Raw genomic sequence first — 19,564 nt, 5'->3', positions numbered from 1 at the left:
CTATGGCAAAGAAAGATGACGTTCTTGAAGTAGAAGCAACGGTACTTGAAACATTACCAAATGCAATGTTTAAAGTAGCGTTAGAAAATGGAGTAGAAATCCTTGCTCACGTTTCTGGTAAAATCCGTATGCATTACATTCGCATTTTACCGGGGGACAGGGTTACGGTAGAAATTTCTCCATACGATTTAACACGTGGGCGAATTACATTTAGACATAAATAAAACTTAAATCTTCCAAAAGGAGGTAGACAAGATGAAAGTAAGACCATCTGTAAAACCAATGTGTGATAAATGCAGAGTAATTAAAAGAAAAGGGCGCGTAATGGTTATTTGCGAAAACCCTAAACATAAACAAAGACAAGGTTAATTAGTAGTTAATTAGGAGGAAATAAAATGGCTCGTATTGCTGGAGTTGATATCCCACGTGACAAACGTGTGGTTATCTCATTAACTTATATCTATGGTATCGGTAAACCAACAGCTCAAGAAATTTTGAAAAAAGTTGGAATTAACGAGAACACTAGAGTTAAAGATTTAACTGAAGATGAAATCGGTACAATTAGAAAAGAAATAGAATCAATTAAAGTTGAAGGTGACCTTCGTCGAGAAGTAGCTTTAAACATTAAACGCTTAATGGAAATTGGAAGCTACAGAGGAATCCGTCATCGTAAAGGACTTCCTGTTCGTGGTCAAAAGACTAAAACAAATGCTCGTACTCGTAAGGGTAAGGCAAAACCAATCGCAGGAAAGAAAAAATAGATAGGAGGTTGAACTAGAAATGGCAAAAGTTAAACAAGTACGTGGTAAAAAACGTGCAAAAAAGAATATCGCAAAAGGTGTAGCACATGTTCATTCAACTTTCAATAATACTATTGTAACAATTACTGATGAACATGGTAATGTATTAACATGGTCTAGTGCTGGTGCATTAGGATTTAAAGGTTCAAGAAAATCTACTCCATTTGCTGCGCAAATGGCTTCTGAAGCTGCTGCAAAAGCATCAATGGATCACGGAGTAAAATCTGTAGAAGTATGTGTTAAAGGTCCTGGACCAGGACGTGAAGCAGCTGTTAGAGCTTTACAAGCTGCTGGATTAGAAGTAACTGCAATCAATGATGTTACTCCAATTCCACATAACGGGTGCCGTCCACCAAAACGTCCTCGTGGATAATTATTGTATGATCAAAAAAAATAATAATTCCTAGTGAGGAGGGAAATAGATGCAAAAGTTTGAAAAAGCAAATTTTAATATAGCTAATTATGATGAAACAGATAATTATGGTAAATTTGTTATTGAACCTTTAGAAAGAGGTTTCGGTACAACTTTGGGGAATTCACTTCGTCGAGTTCTTCTATCTTCTTTACCTGGATCTGCTGTATATGCAATTAAAGTTCAAGGTGCTATCCATGAATTTTCTGCAGTAGATGGTGTTGTCGAAGATGTTACATCAATTATCTTAAATCTTAAGAAATTAGTCTTTGATGTGGATAGTGATGAATCGGCTACAATGATTATTGATGTTGAGGGACCTGCTACTGTAACAGGTGCTGACATTCAATGCCCTTCAGAAGTAACAATGATTTCTAATGATATGGAAATTGCTCATGTTGCTCAAGGTGCTCACTTATACATGGAATTATATGCTAAAAAAGATCGTGGTTATGTAAGTGCTGATCAAAATAAGAAGGAAATTAATACTATTGGTATTATTCCTACTGATTCAATTTATTCACCAGTTGAAAAAGTATCTTATGCAGTTGAACCAACTCGTGTTGGGGAAAGTGCCAAATATGATCAATTAACTTTAGAAATCGAAACAAATGGAGCTTTAAAACCTTATGAAGCTATTTCATTAGCTGCTAAGATTTTAGTAGAACATTTAAATATGTTTGTAGAGTTAACTGATATGGCTGTGAATATGGAAGTTATGTCTGAAGCTCAAAGTGATACAACTAATAAAGTATTAGATATGACGATTGAAGAATTAGATTTATCAGTACGTTCATACAACTGTTTAAAAAGAGCAGGTATCCAAACTGTTCAAGATCTTGCCGCTAAATCTGAAGATGATATGATCAAAGTAAGAAACTTAGGTAAGAAATCGTTAAAAGAAGTAAAAGAAAAATTAGTTGAATTAGGGTTAGGGTTTAAACCTATCGATTAATTCGCGAGTACGAAGGAAGGAGCGCTAATCTCATGGCTAAAAATAGAAAATTAGGACGTACTTCTGATATTAGAAAATCAATGTTACGTTCTCTTGCAACAGAAGTAATTATGTACGGTAAATTAGAAACTACAGAAACTAGAGCTAAAGAAGTTCGTTCTGTTGTTGAAGAATTAATTACTTTAGGTAAACGCGGTGACTTACACGCTAGACGTCAAGCTGCTGCTGTATTACACAATGTAGTTGATGCTGAAACTGGAAAAACTGCAGTACAAAAATTATTTGATGATGTTGCACCTAAATATAGTGATGTAAATGGTGGATACACTCGTATCTTAAAGACTTACAACCGTAAAGGTGACAATGCCCCAATGGCAATCATCGCTTTAGTTTAATTGTTAAAGACCCTCGGGTCTTTTTTCTTTTACTTTGCTTGACTAAGTCAAGTAATAATAATAGAATGTTTAGGAGTAGTTAAACGGGTGGTGAAAAAGATGGATAAAATCATTGAAATAAAAGATTTATCATTTGAATATGAAGCTGGTCTAAAGACGATCAATCATATTTCTTTTGATATAAATAAAGGAGATTATGTTGCTATTTTAGGACATAATGGTAGCGGAAAAAGTACGATTGCAAAGTTACTAATTGGACTACTAGAAAAAAAGAGCGGTTCAATTATTATTAATGGATACGAACTTAATTTGGAAAATTTATATAAAGTCAGAGATAATATAGGAATTGTTTTTCAAAATCCTGATAATCAGTTCATTGGGGCAACAGTTCGTGATGATATAGCCTTTGGTTTAGAGAACACATGTGTACCACAAAGTGATATGGATAAAATCATTAATACTTATGCAGCTAAAGTAGGTATGAGTGATTTTCTTGATCATGAGCCAACTAAATTGTCTGGGGGGCAAAAGCAGCGAGTGGCAATTGCTGGTATTTTAGCAATGGCTCCAACAATCATTATTTTGGATGAAGCAACAAGCATGTTAGATCCAATGGGACGGCGTGAAATTAATAGTCTAGTTAAGGAATTAAATAAAGAAAAAGATATTACGATTATTTCTATAACTCACGATATTGAAGAAGCTAAAAATGCTGATCAGGTAATTATGTTGAGTGCTGGTGAAGTTGTTGCAAGTGGTAATCCTAAGGATATCCTAAGTGATGAAGCCAATTTGGTCAAATATGAATTAGATATCCCATTTGCTTTAAAAGTAGCTAAGGGTTTAGAAAAATTAAACATTAGGACTAGCATGTCTTTACAAGAGGAGGTATTAATTACAGAATTATGTCAATTACATTTAAAGAAGTAGAACATATTTATAGTGAAAATACCCCTTTTGCTTACCATGCTTTAAAAGGAGTAAATTTAAAAATTACTGATCAAAGCTTTACAGCGATTATTGGACAGACCGGTAGCGGAAAGAGTACTTTGATTCAACATATCAATGCTTTGTTACTACCTACAAGCGGGAGTATCAATATTGATGAATATCTAATTACAGCAACCGACAAACCAAGTAAATTAAAACCACTTCGTAAAAAAGCAGGGCTAGTTTTTCAGTTTCCTGAATATCAATTATTTGAAGAAACAATCGAAAAGGATATTATTTTTGGACCTATGAATTTTGGAGTCAGTGAAGAAGAGGCTAAAAAAATTGCTCATAACGTTCTCAAAACGGTAGGATTAGAGGAAAGCTATTTAAATAAATCGCCTTTTGATTTGTCAGGTGGTCAAAAACGCCGAGTAGCAATTGCGGGGATATTGGCAATGAATCCGGATATTTTAATTTTGGATGAACCAACTGCTGGATTAGATCCGCAAGGGACTAATGAAATGATGAGTTTATTTAAACGAATAAATGAAAGTGGTAAAACTATTATTTTAGTAACTCATGATATGAATCATGTTTTACAATATTGTGATGAAGTAGTAGTAATGAATCACGGGAAAGTTGAAAAACATGATACAGTCACTAATGTTTTTAAGGATAGTGAGTATTTAAATAGCTTGGGGATCGATTTACCAATCATTACTAATTTTATCATAAAACTAAATAATCAAGGATTTAATCTTGATTCTTCAATTAATAATATTGAACAGCTCATTGCAGCGATTGGCGGTGAATTAAATGGATAATATGACATTTGGTAAATATATTCCTGTTAATTCTTTAATCCATCAATTAGATCCCCGATTAAAAATAGGAGCTCTACTAATCTTTTTAATTGCTATTTTCTTTGATGCAGGGTTTATTGGATATGGTATCATGGGAGTATTTGTTTTGTTAGTTGCAGGATTATCAAATATTTCTATTAAACATATTTTAAAAGCAATTAAACCGATGGTTTTTATGATGCTCTTCTTAATGATTTTTAATATTTTTTTAATCAATACAGGAAGTGTATTATTCACAATTGGATCACTTAAGATTTATTCGGGGGCATTGATTCAATCAGCGTATATTTTTATTCGCTTAATTTTAATTATTACTTTGACAACTATCTTAACATCTTCAACTAAACCGCTCGATTTAACACTAGCAATTGAAAATCTATTGAATCCGTTTAAGCGTTTTGGTTTTCCTGCTCATGAATTGGCGATGATGATATCAATTGCTTTACGTTTTATTCCAGATTTATTAGATGAAGCTAAGCGTATCATGAAAGCTCAAGCAAGCCGCGGTGTTGACTTTAATGAAGGTAGTATTTCGGAAAAAATTAAAGCGATTGTTTCTCTAATTATTCCCTTATTTATCTCTGCTTTTCAACGAGCTGAGGATCTTGCCAATGCAATGGAAAGTCGTAATTATAATCCTGAAGCATCGCGTACTCGTTATAAATCATTAAACTGGCAGACCAGTGATACAATGGCCTTTGCACTTACAATAGTTGTTTCCGGTACTGTGATTATAATGAGCTTTGTTTTGTAATGGTTAGGGTTAAATGTAGTGTAAGCTATGACGGAAGTAAATTTCATGGCTTTCAAGTGCAAAATAAATTACGAACAGTACAGGGCGAGATCCAAAAGGCATTAAAAAATATATGCAAAGAAGAGATTATTATTCATGGTTCAGGAAGAACCGATGCAAAGGTTCATGGAACTAAACAAGTTTTTCATTTTGATACTACAAGAGAAATGCCTGAAGCGCAGTGGAAACGGGCAATTAATCATTTTTTACCAAATGATATATATATCTTAGATTCATACTTTGTTGATGAGAATTTTCATAGTCGTTATAGTGCAATAAAAAAAGAATATCATTATTTATTAAGTACAAATGAATATAGTCCATTTGAAACGAATTATATTTTTCAATATGGACGACCATTAGATTTAGAATTGATGAGAGAAGCAGCTAAAATATTTATTGGTGAGCATGATTTTGCATCATTTTGTAGCTATGATCAGTATGGTAATACAATTAGAGAACTATATGAGTTGTCGATTACTAATGAAAAGGGGATTATTAAATTTATTTTAGTTGGAAATGGATTTAGACGTTATATGGTTCGGCATATCGTTGGTGGACTAATTCAAGTTGGGGCAAAACGGGTTACTAAAGAACGATTACAAGAGTTATTAGATAGCAAAGGTGAACAGAAGTGTTTGTTTAAGGCTAAGCCCCAGGGACTATACTTACATGAGGTGTTTTATGATGAAAACTAATTTTCATACACATACATTCCGCTGCGGTCATGCGGTTGGCAATGAAGAAGCAATGGTTAAATCAGCAATTGAAGAAGGTATTGAAGTTTTAGGCTTTAGTGAGCATGTTCCTTTACCACGTTATCGTAAACATATCTTTAAAGGAATGCGTTATACTCTTAATCATTTTCGTTCGTTTGCGGTTGCTTGTAAAGCAATCATTACTAATGGTCCTGCAATGCGAATGCCATATAAAGATAAGCAGTTACATCTTGAAGAAGTAAAGCGGCTAAAGGAAAAATATTGTGATCAAATTACAATATATCAAGGTTTTGAAGCTGAGTATTTTGAAGAATATTTAGATTATTATCAAGGATTATTAAATTCAGGAGAAGCAGATTATTTGATTTTAGGAAATCACTTTAATAAGTACACTGTTCATACTCGTTATTATGGTAAGATGGATATTAGTGATGAAGAAATAATTAGTTATAAAAACGATTTGTTGAAAGCATTAGATACTAATTTATTTTCTTATGTAGCTCATCCTGACTTATTTATGGTTGGAAAAGTATATTTCGACGAGTTATGTGAAAATATTACCCGGGAAATATGTCAAAAAGCATTAGAAAAAGACGTTCCTTTAGAAGTTAATGCTGGTGGGATTCGCCGTGGCTATCGTAAAGTCGGGGACGAAATCCAATATCCATATCCCAATAGTCACTTTTTTGATATTGTTGGAGAGGTAGGGTGTAAAGTGATTCTTGGAATTGATGCGCATAGCCCTGATGATTTCAATCAGGATGATTTTGAAGCTTTGGAGAAGTTTGCATGGCGTCACAAATTAAATGTAATTAATATACCTGAATTTAAAAAAGGTAAATAAGGATGGAATCTAAGAGCGTTAGGTTCCATCTTTTATCACGAATAATTAATAAAGGAGCGACAATATTTTAGGGTATTATAGCTAATGATTTACAAGCATAAATAAGATATTATATGCTGTTGTTTAAGTATATAATGGTAGTATTGAAATTTTTTGTAAGAACAAAAGAAGATCAAGAAGTTTCAATCTGGATAAAGATTATTGAAGTGAATCATACTTTTTTATGGTTAATCAACTGATGGAGTGGGAGAACTAGTTACTGCAGTTAAGACAGGTGAGGATATTGATTATCAAAATTATCTTTTATTAACAATACTTGGTTTACAAGATGTATCGGTTATTATGAAAAAACATAGCTAATATTTAATAAGTACTTAATTGTAATAATTGGGTACTTATTTTTTCGTATTGGTTTAATTATTGGTACATAAGTGGTAAAATGTTACATAGGAACTAGGAGGTGAAGTCATGGCACGTGAGTGTATACACAAATATTTAGAAGAGCATAAGAGTAATTATCAAGGTAAGTACCGCTGTCATAGTTGTGTTCAAACAAAAAAATTTGAACATAAGTTCCATTATTATATTCGTGATACGCAATTTAGAGAAATCAATGTCTTTGTAACTTTAGATTATGCGGGACCAGAAGTGAAGACAGTATTTTCAGTTGATCTTCATGAACAGGAAGAGGAATATATTACTAAGGATGCTTTAAAGCAAATAATTTATTTCAATAAATATCGAACAATTTTACATTGTCATGTTTTTCAACATTATATAAATAGTAAAAATACAGAGAATATGTTAGAACCATTAGATTATCGTAATATTTTAGATTATTTAGAATATCATCGTGGAACTAATCAAGAGACAATTGATGAGTTTTATGATTTCTTTATGCCTTATTTAAAAAGGTTGATACGAAATGGTAATTATAAACGATTTATGGATTCATTGAATCTTTTATTAGATAAAATTATTTATGAGTATGAATGGGATGGTACGACGGCTAAATATTTAGATACCCAATATCAATATCATTTATATTATTTTAGAATCATTATTAGGATGGTTTTTGATGACTTGGATATTTTCTATGATCAAGTTAAGGAACCATTATTAGAAGCAATTTGGCGTTTATGTAATTCACAGCGTTTTGCTTTTGCAATCATGACAGATTTTGGTAATTTGGTTTTATCCCATTATCGGGTTACTAAAGCAATCTTTAATTATGTTGATGCTCGTTTTCAAAAGGAGGGTGACAGTAACATCGTCATTCCATATTTAAAAGCAATTTTTGAAAGTGATGCTGATGGTTATCGTAATGCTGCTATGGATGTTATTCGTTTTGTGATGAATGATATGCTGACTTTTGCAAATCATGATTTACAATTAGCTATCGGAAATTCAATCGTACAAAACGAAGGATATGATTTATTGATTAATTTATTTTCAAAAGATTATAATACATTTGTTTTTGTTTGCTTCCCGATTTCTACTTTCCCACCAGAGTATCGTGAACCAATTCGTGAAGAGTTAGAAAAAGCCATTCGTTTCTATGCAGGAAGAATGGAACATGACGAGTACCGTCTAAGCTCTTTTGAACAAGTTAGTAACATCAATCGATTATTAATGGAAAATTATAAGGAGTATGGTAAAAATGGATAAAAAAGGAAAAAAAGTAGTTACCTCATTAGCAGTTTTAGCTGGGTTAGCATCCGGGGCTGGAGCTTTAAATGCCTTTGCTAATAAAACCGTTAAAGCAATGTTATACCGCCATCATAAAGAAGATGATAAACCAAGTATTTTAGAAACAAAATATGATGCGCAAAGCATTTATATAAAAAATCACCAAGGTATTAGATTAAGAGGTGTCCTTATTGAAGCAGTTGATGCGAAAAAAACTTTAGTAATCTTGCATCCATTTGCTCTGGAGGCTAAAGATATGACTTTATATGTACCGTTTTTTAAAGAACGATACCCTGATTGGAATATCTTATTAGTTGATGCTTGTGCCCATGGTCAAAGTGATGGATATATCCGTGGACTAGGTATTAAAGATGTAAAAGATCTTGTTTGCTGGAACGAATATTTGTTAAAAACATACGGAAAAGAGCATGAAATAATTTTATATGGTAAAGAAGCTGGTGCTAATACTATTTTAAAAGCAGCTAGTAAACATTTATTAAAAAATGTTAAAGCTATTATTAGTGATGGAGCCTATACAAGTGTGTATGATATTTTAGGCTATCGAATGATTAAGGATTATAAAGTACCAAAATTTCCAACAATGCGTTTAATTAAGCGTAAGATTAAACAGGAAATTAAAGTTAATATTAAAGAAGATTATGCTGAAATGGTCAAACATAATGATATTCCAACATTATATATCCACATGAAAGAAGATGATTTTGTACCATTAAGTATGGTCTATCCATTATATAATGCGAACCGTGGTAGCAAAGTATTATTTGTTTTAAAAGATGAACGTTATTTATATGAATTAGAAGAAACCGATGAATTTAGAAAGACATTAGCGAATTTCATTACTAAGTATGTAAATTAGGCTGGTGGTATTTGTGGACAATAAATTAAAAATTGGCTTGCTGGTAGATGATAGCGATAATATCTTTACTACTGAAATTTGGCGGGGAGCGAGTTATGCAGCCGGAAAATTGGATGTTAATTTAGTTGTATTTTTTGGTGGATTTGTAGGAAGCTCAAACATCTACGGGAATTCAAGGTATGAGTTTCAAAAAAATACAACTTATAAATTTTCCAAGACAAAAGATTTAGATTTATTAATTATAAGTGTCTCAAGTATCGTTCATGGGAATAATCGTTTAAAAGAATTATTCGTAAAAGAATTTGAAGGTGTGCCAATTGTTACTTTAAACCATAAATTTGGAAATAATTCACTAGTAACATTTGATAATGCTAAAGGGATAGAGGATGCAGTAACTAGTTTAATTCAAGAACAGCAATGTCGTAAAATTGGGATGATTGCTGGTCCTTATGAAAATAAAGGGTCGGATGAGCGATTAGCTGCATATAAAAAAACATTAAAAAGTCACGGAATCGTCATTGACGAAAAAAGAATTATTCATACAGCAACATTTGAACGTGGTTATCCTGAATATGCCAAGAAATTATTGGATTTGAATCCTGATTTGGATGCTATTGTTTGTGCAAGTGATAATCTTGCCTTTGATGCGTATCAAGTTTTAAAAGAACGAGGGATTCGAATTGGTGAAGATGTTCAAGTAGTTGGTTTTGATGATGTTCAAGAAGCATCAAAAGTAAACCCGCCTCTAGCAACTATCCGTGCCGAAGCAGCACAGTTAGGATTTTATGCTGTCATGGATGGGGTTTTATCATTGCGAGGAGAAATTCCAGCTGAATTCACAACACTTGTCGATGTAGATTTTATTAAACGAGATTCGGCTGCTAAAGTGGGTTATTTAGAAGAACGATTATATCGTCAAATAGTTAATTATACAAAGAGCGACAAAGATAAAATCGTTAATATTTTAATGGAGTATATTTTTAATAATAACCACAGTATTTTTATTATTGAAGCCCGCAAACGCGTAATTGATTTAGTTACTTTTCTAGTTGAACTTCATAATGATGACTTATTCGAAGAAAAAACATATACAAAATTTTCAAATTTAATTCAAGAATTAATAGATTTAGATAGTGTTGAGTTTATTGATTTAAAAAGAATTTTAAAAGTTATTGATGTGGTTAGTCAGCGTCTTAGTGATTATCGTAATAATCTATCAATTATTCATTTCAATCAAAAAATCCTACAAATTATTGGCATGCATTATAATACTATTTTAAGTGAAAGAACAAGGATTTCTTGTGAAGAGAAACGGCTGGTTAATATTTTATCAAGAGGAATGCTCAGTGTTCGAAACGAGTATGATAACTACAATACTATTTTTGAATGTTTAAAGCAGCTGAATATTGGTAATGCAAGATTATATTTGTATGAAAAACCAATTACTAGTTATATGACACAATTTACAGTTTTACCCAATGAGGTTATTTTGAAAGGAAGTATAATTAATGGTAAGATTATTATTCCTGATGATAAAATTCTGGTTAAAACCGATCGAATATTTTCAGAAAAGAGATTGTTTAGTAATTGTAATGAATATGTTGTTAACTCAGTTTATTCTGGAACAACACAGTATGGAATATTTGTTTGTGATTTGAAATATCGTGATTTTGTAGATTTAGATTTTGTTTCTAGTCAATTAGGAACAGTTGTAAATACGATCAATTTAGTTGAGAAGTTAGATAATTTATCAAAACATGATGAGCTGACGGGGCTATGGAATCGCCGAGGTTTTATTGATAAAGTACAAGGATATATGAATATTAATAAAGGTGCATTGATTTTTGTGGATCTTGATGGTTTAAAAATTATCAATGATACTTATGGTCATGAAGGTGGTGATGAAGCAATTATCACGGGAGCTAAGATTCTTAAAGATGCTTTTGATGAATTTGGTGTAATTGGGCGTATTGGTGGTGATGAATTTGCAGTATTTTTACCAAATCAAAGTGATTTTGCTCTTTCAGAAATTGATCAATTAATAAATGATAAAACAATCTATCATAACACTTTAATAAAACGTAATTTTAAAGTAGAATTATCTTATGGAATTAGTCTTTTTGATCAATATCAAGATTTAACAGTTCGTGAACTCTTAGATAAAGCAGATCGGGAGATGTATTGCCATAAGCGTAATAAAAAAGGAAATAGGAGGAAAAAAGATGTATTTTAAAGACAGTAAAGGCTTTCCAAGTGACTTTCTTTGGGGCAGTGCGTCGGCAGCCTATCAAGTAGAAGGAGCTTGGGATAGTGATGGTAAGGGAGTTTCCAACTGGGATAAATTTGTACGTATCCCTGGGAAAACTTTCAAAGGAACAACAGGTGATAAAGCTGTAGACCATTATAATCGTTATAAAGAAGATGTTGCTTTAATGGCAGAAATGGGTCTAAAAACTTATCGTTTTTCAATTGCCTGGACAAGAATTTATCCAAATGGAAACGGTGAGGTTAATGAAGCTGGTTTACAATTCTATGATAATTTAATTAATGAATGTTTAAAATATGGAATTGAGCCAATGGTTACGGTATATCACTGGGATATGCCTCAAGCTTTAGAGGAGCAATATCATGGTTGGGAAAATCGTCAAATTGTTGATGATTATGTAAACTATGCAACTACTTTATTTAAACGATATGGTGATCGTGTTAAATACTGGATCACCATGAATGAACAGAATATCTTTACTAGCTTTGGCTGGTTAGAAGGAATGCATCCCCCAGGAAAAGTAGATGATATGAAAATGTTCTATCAAGTTAATCATCATGCAAATATGGCACATGCTAAAAGTGTAATTGCATTAAAAGAATTATGGCCAGAAGCGAAAGTTGGAGCAAGTTTTGCTTATAGTCCATCTTATGCAATTGACAATAAACCAGAAAATGCAATGGCTAAAGCAGATTATGATGATTTGAAGAATTATTATTGGATGGATGTTTATGCTTATGGGCGTTATCCTCGCGCTGCTCTTGCTTATTTAGAGGCTAATGGTGTTGCCCCTGTTTTTGAAGAAGGTGACAATGCTATCATGAAAGAAGCTGCACAATTAGTTGATTTCATGGGAGTTAACTACTATCAAACAACTACAGTTGAATTTAATGATATCGATGGTGTTGGAACAAGTCATGAAATGAATACGACTGGTAAAAAAGGTACTGCTAAAGTTCAAGGTGTACCAGGACTTTATAAAAATCCTCAAAATGCTAATCTTCCAACAACTGATTGGGATTGGACAATTGATCCAATGGGAATTAGAATGTGTTGTCGTGAAATTACATCACGCTATGATTTACCAATTGTTATTAGTGAAAATGGTTTAGGAGCTTTTGATAAGTTAGAAGATGGGGAAGTACATGACCCATATCGAATTGCTTATTTAAAAGCACATATTGAGGAATTGAAGAAGGCTTGTGATGATGGATGCCGTGTTCTTGCTTATTGTACATGGTCATATACAGATTTATTAAGCTGGTTAAATGGATATCAAAAGCGTTATGGTTTTGTTTACGTTGATCGTGAAGAAGATGAAAATAGCGGTACTTTAAATCGTTATAAGAAAGATTCATACTATTGGTATAAAAAAGTAATTGAAACTAATGGTGAAGAATTATAAGGAAACAGGGTTAATCCTGTTTTTCTTTTTCAATAAATTGTGTATAATGAGTGAGAGAGAAGAGGGATGAACATGAGACGTAAAGAAAATACTGAAGTTGATATCTTGTATAATTTATTGACATATATTAATGCTTCATACAGCCAAGATATGTATTATACGATCTGTTATCAAGTATTAAATAATATTGAAAAGATTCCAGATATCTCAATCAATGAGTTAGCGGACTTATGTTATACTTCGCCTGCAACCATTTCCCGTTTTTGCAAAGCTTTAAAATGTGATAATTTTGCTGAATTTAAAAAGGAAGTACAAGTAGGATTAAAACAGGCAAGTCATGAGATTAAACTCCATCCTGATGATTTAGTAGAGATTCATCAAAATCCTGTACACTGTGTTGATATGGTCTATGATCTAACAATTAATTCATTAATTGAGAGTAAGAAACATATTAATATTCATGAGATTGATCGCCTATGTGATATTATTTATGATGCGAAAAAGTTACATTTTTTTGGTTTCCAATTTAATAAGATTTTAGCCTCAGATATTCAATTTAAATTAGTTAAGCTAGGTAAATTTTCATACGCCTTTGCTGATCGTGGTGACGATAGTCAAAGAATTGAACTTTTAGATGAGGATAGTGTGGCTATTGTACTTTCAGTTCGAGCGCGATTATCACCGGTTGGGGATTTAATCAAATCAATTAAAAATCGTGAAGCTAAAGTAATTTTAGTTACTTTAAATGCTGAAAGTGAAGTAATTGAATTAGCTGATAAAACTTTTGTTGTTCATGGTAAAGAAAGTGATTTTACAGAGTCATCAATTTCTGGAACGACAGTGATGAAAACGTTTTTTGATGTATTGTATGTAAGATATGGATTATTATATCCAAGAAGATAAGGGGGCAGGTTATGTATAGTTTTACTAATGATTATAGTGAAGGTGCTCATCCAAAAATAATGAAAGCCTTAATTGAAACAAATGATGAGCAATGTGCTGGTTATGGATTAGATAAATATTGTCTAGAGGCTACAAGATTGTTAAAAAGACAACTTCAAAATGATAATGTTGATATACACTATTTAGTTGGTGGAACACAAACTAATGCGGTATTTATTTCATCAGTATTGCGTCCATATCAGGCAGTGATTGCAGCAGATAGCGGGCATATTAACGTTCATGAAACCGGAGCAATTGAAGCTACGGGACATAAAGTTTTAACTAGACCTCACCAAGATGGTAAATTAACAGTAGCGATGATTGAAAGTATTATCGAAGAGCATTCGGATGAACATATGGTGCAACCAAAAATGGTATATATTTCACAATCAACAGAATATGGTTCTGTTTATAGTCTTGATGAATTAAAGGATATAGCTACTTTATGTAAGAAAAAAGAATTGTATTTATTTGTTGATGGAGCTCGATTAGGTAGTGCTTTGGCGCTACCCGATACACCTACATTTAAAGATTTAGCGGATTACAGCGATGCTTTCTATATTGGAGGAACAAAAATGGGAGCATTATTCGGTGAATGTCTAGTAATTGTTAATGATAGTCTGAAAGCGGATTTTAGATATAATATGAAACAAAAGGGGGCGATGATGGCTAAAGGTCGACTTTTAGGAGTCCAATTTAAAGAACTTTTTAGTAATGATCTATATTTAGAAATTGGAAAATATGAAAATAAGATGGCTGATATTTTACGAGCTGGTCTAAAAGATTTTGAAATGATGGTACCTTCACAAACTAATCAAGTATTTCCGATAATGGATGATGAGTTGATTGCTAAATTACAACAAGATTTTAGCTTTAATATCATGGATCGCATTGATGATCACCGCCATTGTATCCGTCTTGTTACTTCTTGGGCAACCCCTAAAGAAGCTGTTAATTCGTTCGTTAGTAAATTAAGCGAACTACTACATAATAACTTGTAATAAATATTAATAAGTAATATAATATTCGTAGGATTATTCCTATACTATATAGAATGGAGAAATTAAAATGAACAAAACTGAATTAGTAGAAGCAATTGCTTCAAGTACAGAAATGACAAAAACTGATGTTGATAAAGTAGTAACTGCATTTGTAGACGTAGTTACTGAAGCTCTGGTAAAAGGAGATAAAGTATCTCTTAAAGGATTTGGTAACTTTGAAGTACGTGAAAGAGGAGAAAGAACTGGACGTAACCCAAGAACTGGTGAAACAATGACAATTGCTGCAAGCAAAGCTCCTGCATTCAAATCTAGTAGTGCATTAAAAAATGCCGTAAATAAATAATATAATATAAAAATGACCTTCGGGTCATTTTTAATTGGGTATGAACGTCAAAATCATCTTAAAGTAGCAGGGGTAAGAACTCATTTGATTGTCTGTTTAGCGGCTGCTATGATAATGATTGTTTCTAAATACGGTTTTAATGATATTTTAAGCCACGAAGGAATAGCACCTGACCCATCACGGAGTGCAGCACAAATTATTTCTGGAGTAAGTTTTTTAGGAGCTGGTATAATTTTTGTGCATAAACGAGAAATAACCGGTTTTACAGCAGCAGAAATTTGGGCAGCTGCGGCAGTAGAAATGGCAATTGTGGCGGGAATGTATGTGATTGGAATCTTAGCCACTATTTTAATTTTGTTAGTTCAAATTATTTTTCACAAACAATATCGTTGGATTCCCACAGTATGGGAGAGCTGGTTAATTTAGGGTAAAGGATAAATCTGATGTAATTTCCAAAATTCAAAAAATTATGCATGAGTATCATATTGAGATAATGAATTTTAAAGTTAGTCATAATCAAAGTACCATAATACTAGAATTATTAGTCAAGTTGCCGACCAGTTTCCCCCTAGAAGATATGTTGACTTTATTTGATAAAAATAATGATATTATTTCAATCGAGATAAAATAAAAAGCCTATTATAATTTAGGCTTTTTCTATAATGAAAATATATAATAATAAAGTTAAATATGTGATATTATTAAATGGTAATATTGGAGGAAGGTACTAATATGTATAAATATGAAAAGGTTGAACATGATAATGAGCTGCCGACTAAATTACATGATTTTTATATCGAAGATAATATTGGAGAACCAATTGAAAAGCATTGGCATCGAAGTATTGAAATTCTGATACCATTATATGGTTCATTTATTTTATGGATAAATGGTAATAAAGTTAAAATAACAGCTGGAAATATTTATATTATTAATTCTCAAGATATTCATGCAATTCAGGCTATCGAGGGTGAGCGTATATATAAGGGCTACGCCCTACAAATAAAATATGATTATTTGAGGGAATCGTATCATGATATAGATAAAATTTATTTTCAACAGCCTAATCAACAAATCAATAAATTACTTATGGCTAAAATAATTGATATTATTAATTTTTATGAAAGTGATGATCCGTATAATAACATTCGAGTTAAAAGTCATATTCAGATGCTTGTTTTCTTATTATTAGATAATCTTAGTAAAAAAAGAATCGGGTATCTAGAGGTTAAAGATAGTAAATATAAAGATCGAATTACAAAGATTATTAAGTATTTAGAAAATAATTATCAAGAAGATCTCTCAGTTAAAATGATTGCTGATGAATTCGGATTATCAGAAGGATATCTATCTAAGTTATTTAAAGAAAGCTTAGGGGCAACAGTGAAAGAATATTTGAGTCGTGTTCGATTATGGCATGCGGAAGAACAATTAGTGGAAACAGACTATCCGGTTATTGATATTGCTATTGGCAATGGCTTTCCTAACGTGAAATCATTCAATCAAGCTTTTAAAAGAAAAAATGTGATAACTCCCGCAAAGTATCGTGAAAAGATGAGAAAATGACATTCATTAGATAATAAAACGCCATTAATGTAAGCGCTTAAAATTATATAATATATATATTGAAAAAGGAGGAGAAAGGATGTTTAAGAAAATTTTAAGTTGCTTAATGAGTGCTATGATGGTACTGGGTTTAACAATACTGCCAACCCATGCCCTAGAGGGAACAGCAACAGGAACTCAAAAAGCTTTTGTCGTAGGTGATGATTGGGGTGCTGGTGTCACTAAATCCATTATCACTTTTGACAAAAAAATCAAAGCAGATTCTATCAGTAAAACAGATTTTTTAGTTAAAGAAACTGCCACAAACAAAGTAAGTGATAGAACAATTTTAGATGCTTATGCTTCTGATGCTCAGGGAAATAAAGTAACTACTGATTCAAATATTGTTACAGTAGAAATGTATATTTCTCCAAGTGAAGGTAATCCAATTTCTTGGAATAATCTAACTTGGAAAAATGCATGGGCTGACCCATATCAGTTAGAAGTTACTTTGGCAGCTGGTGAAACTCTAGTTTCTGAAAATGAAACAATTACAACAATTGATGTAGATCCAACTATTAACGTAGCTGAAGATGGTAAAATTTGTCCTCAATTAGATGGTTTTAAAATGAGTGAATTTACCAATGATGGTACTACTGTTTCATATGCTTTATATACACCAGAAAATGATAGCCATAAAAATGCTTTAGTTATTTGGAATCATGGTGTTGGTGAAACTGGAACAGATGTTCAAATCGATTTATTAGGAAATGAAGTTACGGCTTTGGCTGGTGATGAATTCCAAAATACAATGGATGGAGCATATGTTTTAGTGCCACAAAGAAGATCATATGATAGTACATCTAATGCTGAAGCTATTTATCAGTTGATTTTAAAAACACTTAGAGAAAATCCTGATATTGATCAAGATAGAATTATTATAGGTGGATGTTCTGCAGGTGGAGCAATGACAATGACCATGATTATTGCGCATCCAGAATTATATGCGGCAGCATATCCAATTTGTCCTGCTACTCAAAGTGCGAATGTGTCTGATGAAACAATTGAATCACTTAAAGATTTACCAATTTGGTTTACTCATGCAAAAAATGATTCAACTGTTGCCATCGCTACTACAACAGAACCTCTTGTAGAAAGATTACGGGCAGCAGGTGCTGAAGTACATACATCAATTTTTGATGATGTGCATGATACAACTGGAAGATTCTCTAATGAAGATGGAACACCATATCAATATGATGGACATTGGTCATGGACTTATTTTGATAATAATGAATGTTATGATGAAAATGGTGTTAACTTATGGCAATGGATGTCAGTACAAACTAAAGCTGATAAAGTAATTGCAAGTGGTTCTCAAAAGGCCTATATTATTGGTGATGATTGGGGGCCTGCAGTAACAAAAACAGTAATTAGTTTAGATAAAGCAATTGATGCTGATTCTGTAGTTGCTGAAAACTTTAAAGTTGTTGAAGAAAAAGAAGCAACAATTAATTGGGGAACTGGTGAAATTGGTATTGCAACTGCAGATCGTAATGTAACTGCAGCTTATACTTCTGATGCCCAAGGAAATAAAGTAACCGGTTCATCTAAATATATTACAATTGAAATGTATGTTTCTCCAAGTGAAGGATCACCATTTATTTATAATTTAAAAACAGGATTTAACTCATGGTGTACACCTTATAAATTAAATGTAAGTTTAGCAAAAGGTGCTACAATGAGTTCAGGTGATGAAGTAGTAACCGATTTAAATATTAAAGCAGATATTGACGTTGCAGGAGATGGAAAGATTTGTCCACAAGGTGAAGTTTTTGAAATGAAGGCTTATACTGCTAAAGATGGTACAACGTATTCATATGCTGATTATACACCAGCCAAAGATGATAAGAAAAATGCTCTTGTTATCTGGTTACATGGTGCAGGTGAAGGTGGAACGGATCCATACATTGATATTTTAGGAAATGAAGTAACATCTTTAGTATCTAAAGAATTCCAAAGCTTATTTGAAGGTGCCTATGTACTAGCACCACAAAGTCCAACTATGTGGATGGATGATGGAACGGGTGCTTATCAAAATGGTGATAAAGGTTCAATGTATGCTGAGAGTTTATTTGAAATGATTGATGCGTATGTAAAAGCTAATGACGATATTGACCCAAATCGTGTTATTATTGGAGGATGTTCTAATGGTGGGTATATGACTATGGAAATGGTTTTAAAACATCCAACATATTTTGCAGCGGCTTTCCCAATCTGCGAAGCATTCCAAGATCAATATATTACAGATGATCAAATTAATGCAATCAAGGATATGCCAATTTGGTTCACATATGCTAAAAATGATGGTACAGTTGATCCGACTTTATGTGTAGAACCAACAGTAGCAAGATTATTAGCTGCTGGAGCTAATAATATTCATGTATCAGTATTTGATGATGTGCATGATACAACTGGAAGATTCTTTAATGAAGATGGTACACCATATCAATATAATGGTCACTGGTCATGGATCTATTTTGATAATAATGAATGTTATGATGAAAATGGTGTAAATGCGTGGCAATGGTTAGCTAAACAAATTAAAACTGCTGCTCCAGTAGAAACCCCAGATCAACCAACAACTCCAGATCAACCAGCGAATTCAGTGAAAACTGGTGATGATGTTAATTTTGCAGGATTAGGAGCTATTATGATGCTAACTCTTGCAGGAATTTATGTATCTCGACGTAAATATAATTAAATTAAAAGAGCTAGATTT

General features: G+C 32.4%; 21 protein-coding genes. All 21 read left to right on the top strand.

Annotated elements, in window-relative coordinates:
- The first annotated feature begins 2 nt into the window (after positions 1-2).
- Complete coding sequence (infA, locus tag KSU54_RS01225; protein WP_003536851.1) at positions 3-224, top strand: translation initiation factor IF-1; 222 nt, start codon at positions 3-5, stop codon at positions 222-224.
- A gap of 31 nt (positions 225-255) precedes the next feature.
- Positions 256-369, top strand: a complete 114-nt coding sequence (rpmJ, locus tag KSU54_RS01220; RefSeq protein WP_008793112.1) for a 50S ribosomal protein L36 — start codon at positions 256-258, stop codon at positions 367-369.
- A 26-nt stretch (positions 370-395) separates the two neighbouring features.
- Positions 396-761: a 30S ribosomal protein S13 gene (gene rpsM, locus KSU54_RS01215; protein ID WP_003536853.1), complete on the top strand. Its 366-nt coding sequence runs from the start codon at positions 396-398 to the stop codon at positions 759-761.
- Positions 762-780: 19 nt separating this feature from the next.
- Positions 781-1,173, top strand: a complete 393-nt coding sequence (gene rpsK, locus KSU54_RS01210; RefSeq protein WP_003536855.1) for a 30S ribosomal protein S11 — start codon at positions 781-783, stop codon at positions 1,171-1,173.
- Between the two features lie 49 nt (positions 1,174-1,222).
- Positions 1,223-2,167, top strand: coding sequence for a DNA-directed RNA polymerase subunit alpha (locus KSU54_RS01205; protein ID WP_003536857.1), 945 nt, complete (start codon positions 1,223-1,225; stop codon positions 2,165-2,167).
- Positions 2,168-2,199: 32 nt separating this feature from the next.
- Complete coding sequence (rplQ, locus tag KSU54_RS01200; protein WP_003536858.1) at positions 2,200-2,562, top strand: 50S ribosomal protein L17; 363 nt, start codon at positions 2,200-2,202, stop codon at positions 2,560-2,562.
- A 99-nt stretch (positions 2,563-2,661) separates the two neighbouring features.
- Positions 2,662-3,492 carry an energy-coupling factor transporter ATPase gene (locus KSU54_RS01195; protein WP_003536859.1) on the top strand — a complete coding sequence of 277 codons (831 nt, stop codon included), beginning with the start codon at positions 2,662-2,664 and terminating at the stop codon, positions 3,490-3,492.
- The gene (locus KSU54_RS01190) at positions 3,468-4,319 is read left to right on the top strand and encodes an energy-coupling factor transporter ATPase (RefSeq protein WP_117792567.1); all 852 of its coding nucleotides are present in this window, start codon (positions 3,468-3,470) and stop codon (positions 4,317-4,319) included. The genes KSU54_RS01195 and KSU54_RS01190 overlap by 25 nt, the downstream gene beginning before the upstream one ends.
- Entirely contained in the window at positions 4,312-5,112 is an 801-nt protein-coding gene (locus tag KSU54_RS01185; protein ID WP_009300670.1) for an energy-coupling factor transporter transmembrane component T family protein, read from the top strand. The genes KSU54_RS01190 and KSU54_RS01185 overlap by 8 nt, the downstream gene beginning before the upstream one ends.
- A complete protein-coding gene (gene truA / locus KSU54_RS01180) occupies positions 5,112-5,849 on the top strand; it encodes a tRNA pseudouridine(38-40) synthase TruA (RefSeq protein ID WP_008793111.1) in 738 nt (245 codons plus the stop codon). The genes KSU54_RS01185 and truA overlap by 1 nt, the downstream gene beginning before the upstream one ends.
- Positions 5,836-6,714, top strand: coding sequence for a histidinol-phosphatase (locus tag KSU54_RS01175; protein WP_003536863.1), 879 nt, complete (start codon positions 5,836-5,838; stop codon positions 6,712-6,714). Before truA ends, KSU54_RS01175 begins: the two co-directional genes overlap by 14 nt.
- 468 nt (positions 6,715-7,182) lie before the next feature.
- Positions 7,183-8,382 carry a hypothetical protein gene (locus tag KSU54_RS01170; protein ID WP_003536870.1) on the top strand — a complete coding sequence of 400 codons (1,200 nt, stop codon included), beginning with the start codon at positions 7,183-7,185 and terminating at the stop codon, positions 8,380-8,382.
- On the top strand, positions 8,375-9,280 hold the full coding sequence (locus KSU54_RS01165) for an alpha/beta hydrolase (RefSeq protein WP_008793109.1): 906 nt from the start codon (positions 8,375-8,377) through the stop codon (positions 9,278-9,280). Before KSU54_RS01170 ends, KSU54_RS01165 begins: the two co-directional genes overlap by 8 nt.
- Positions 9,281-9,293: 13 nt before the next feature.
- Entirely contained in the window at positions 9,294-11,513 is a 2,220-nt protein-coding gene (locus KSU54_RS01160) for a diguanylate cyclase domain-containing protein (protein WP_003536873.1), read from the top strand.
- Positions 11,503-12,951, top strand: a complete 1,449-nt coding sequence (locus KSU54_RS01155) for a glycoside hydrolase family 1 protein (RefSeq protein ID WP_003536874.1) — start codon at positions 11,503-11,505, stop codon at positions 12,949-12,951. The genes KSU54_RS01160 and KSU54_RS01155 overlap by 11 nt, the downstream gene beginning before the upstream one ends.
- A 72-nt stretch (positions 12,952-13,023) precedes the next feature.
- Positions 13,024-13,854, top strand: a complete 831-nt coding sequence (locus tag KSU54_RS01150; protein ID WP_003536875.1) for a MurR/RpiR family transcriptional regulator — start codon at positions 13,024-13,026, stop codon at positions 13,852-13,854.
- A gap of 11 nt (positions 13,855-13,865) precedes the next feature.
- Positions 13,866-14,894, top strand: a complete 1,029-nt coding sequence (locus tag KSU54_RS01145; RefSeq protein ID WP_003536876.1) for a threonine aldolase family protein — start codon at positions 13,866-13,868, stop codon at positions 14,892-14,894.
- A 67-nt stretch (positions 14,895-14,961) separates the two neighbouring features.
- Positions 14,962-15,237, top strand: a complete 276-nt coding sequence (locus tag KSU54_RS01140; RefSeq protein ID WP_003536877.1) for an HU family DNA-binding protein — start codon at positions 14,962-14,964, stop codon at positions 15,235-15,237.
- A 12-nt stretch (positions 15,238-15,249) separates the two neighbouring features.
- Positions 15,250-15,663 (top strand): MgtC/SapB family protein, encoded by a 414-nt coding sequence (locus KSU54_RS01135; RefSeq protein ID WP_003536878.1) that lies wholly within the window; start codon positions 15,250-15,252, stop codon positions 15,661-15,663.
- Between the two features lie 306 nt (positions 15,664-15,969).
- Positions 15,970-16,803, top strand: a complete 834-nt coding sequence (locus tag KSU54_RS01130) for an AraC family transcriptional regulator (RefSeq protein WP_008793106.1) — start codon at positions 15,970-15,972, stop codon at positions 16,801-16,803.
- Between the two features lie 79 nt (positions 16,804-16,882).
- A complete protein-coding gene (locus tag KSU54_RS01125) occupies positions 16,883-19,546 on the top strand; it encodes a prolyl oligopeptidase family serine peptidase (RefSeq protein WP_008793105.1) in 2,664 nt (887 codons plus the stop codon).
- The last annotated feature ends 18 nt before the right edge of the window (positions 19,547-19,564 follow it).

The organism is Erysipelatoclostridium sp. MSK.23.31 (genome assembly GCF_019125875.1).
In the GTDB taxonomy this organism is placed as follows: Bacteria; Bacillota_I; Bacilli_A; order Erysipelotrichales; family Coprobacillaceae; genus Thomasclavelia; species Thomasclavelia ramosa.
This window is presented reverse-complemented; position numbering and strand designations above follow the sequence as displayed.

Bases quoted from the DNA above. Each gene is read 5' to 3' on its own strand.
- infA (WP_003536851.1), top strand. From the start codon at position 3: ATGGCAAAGAAAGATGACGTTCTTGAAGTAGAAGCAACGGTACTTGAA.
- rpmJ (WP_008793112.1), top strand. From the start codon at position 256: ATGAAAGTAAGACCATCTGTAAAACCAATGTGTGATAAATGCAGAGTA.
- rpsM (WP_003536853.1), top strand. From the start codon at position 396: ATGGCTCGTATTGCTGGAGTTGATATCCCACGTGACAAACGTGTGGTT.
- rpsK (WP_003536855.1), top strand. From the start codon at position 781: ATGGCAAAAGTTAAACAAGTACGTGGTAAAAAACGTGCAAAAAAGAAT.
- KSU54_RS01205 (WP_003536857.1), top strand. From the start codon at position 1,223: ATGCAAAAGTTTGAAAAAGCAAATTTTAATATAGCTAATTATGATGAA.
- rplQ (WP_003536858.1), top strand. From the start codon at position 2,200: ATGGCTAAAAATAGAAAATTAGGACGTACTTCTGATATTAGAAAATCA.
- KSU54_RS01195 (WP_003536859.1), top strand. From the start codon at position 2,662: ATGGATAAAATCATTGAAATAAAAGATTTATCATTTGAATATGAAGCT.
- KSU54_RS01190 (WP_117792567.1), top strand. From the start codon at position 3,468: ATGTCAATTACATTTAAAGAAGTAGAACATATTTATAGTGAAAATACC.
- KSU54_RS01185 (WP_009300670.1), top strand. From the start codon at position 4,312: ATGGATAATATGACATTTGGTAAATATATTCCTGTTAATTCTTTAATC.
- truA (WP_008793111.1), top strand. From the start codon at position 5,112: ATGGTTAGGGTTAAATGTAGTGTAAGCTATGACGGAAGTAAATTTCAT.
- KSU54_RS01175 (WP_003536863.1), top strand. From the start codon at position 5,836: ATGATGAAAACTAATTTTCATACACATACATTCCGCTGCGGTCATGCG.
- KSU54_RS01170 (WP_003536870.1), top strand. From the start codon at position 7,183: ATGGCACGTGAGTGTATACACAAATATTTAGAAGAGCATAAGAGTAAT.
- KSU54_RS01165 (WP_008793109.1), top strand. From the start codon at position 8,375: ATGGATAAAAAAGGAAAAAAAGTAGTTACCTCATTAGCAGTTTTAGCT.
- KSU54_RS01155 (WP_003536874.1), top strand. From the start codon at position 11,503: ATGTATTTTAAAGACAGTAAAGGCTTTCCAAGTGACTTTCTTTGGGGC.
- KSU54_RS01150 (WP_003536875.1), top strand. From the start codon at position 13,024: ATGAGACGTAAAGAAAATACTGAAGTTGATATCTTGTATAATTTATTG.
- KSU54_RS01145 (WP_003536876.1), top strand. From the start codon at position 13,866: ATGTATAGTTTTACTAATGATTATAGTGAAGGTGCTCATCCAAAAATA.
- KSU54_RS01140 (WP_003536877.1), top strand. From the start codon at position 14,962: ATGAACAAAACTGAATTAGTAGAAGCAATTGCTTCAAGTACAGAAATG.
- KSU54_RS01135 (WP_003536878.1), top strand. From the start codon at position 15,250: ATGACCTTCGGGTCATTTTTAATTGGGTATGAACGTCAAAATCATCTT.
- KSU54_RS01130 (WP_008793106.1), top strand. From the start codon at position 15,970: ATGTATAAATATGAAAAGGTTGAACATGATAATGAGCTGCCGACTAAA.
- KSU54_RS01125 (WP_008793105.1), top strand. From the start codon at position 16,883: ATGTTTAAGAAAATTTTAAGTTGCTTAATGAGTGCTATGATGGTACTG.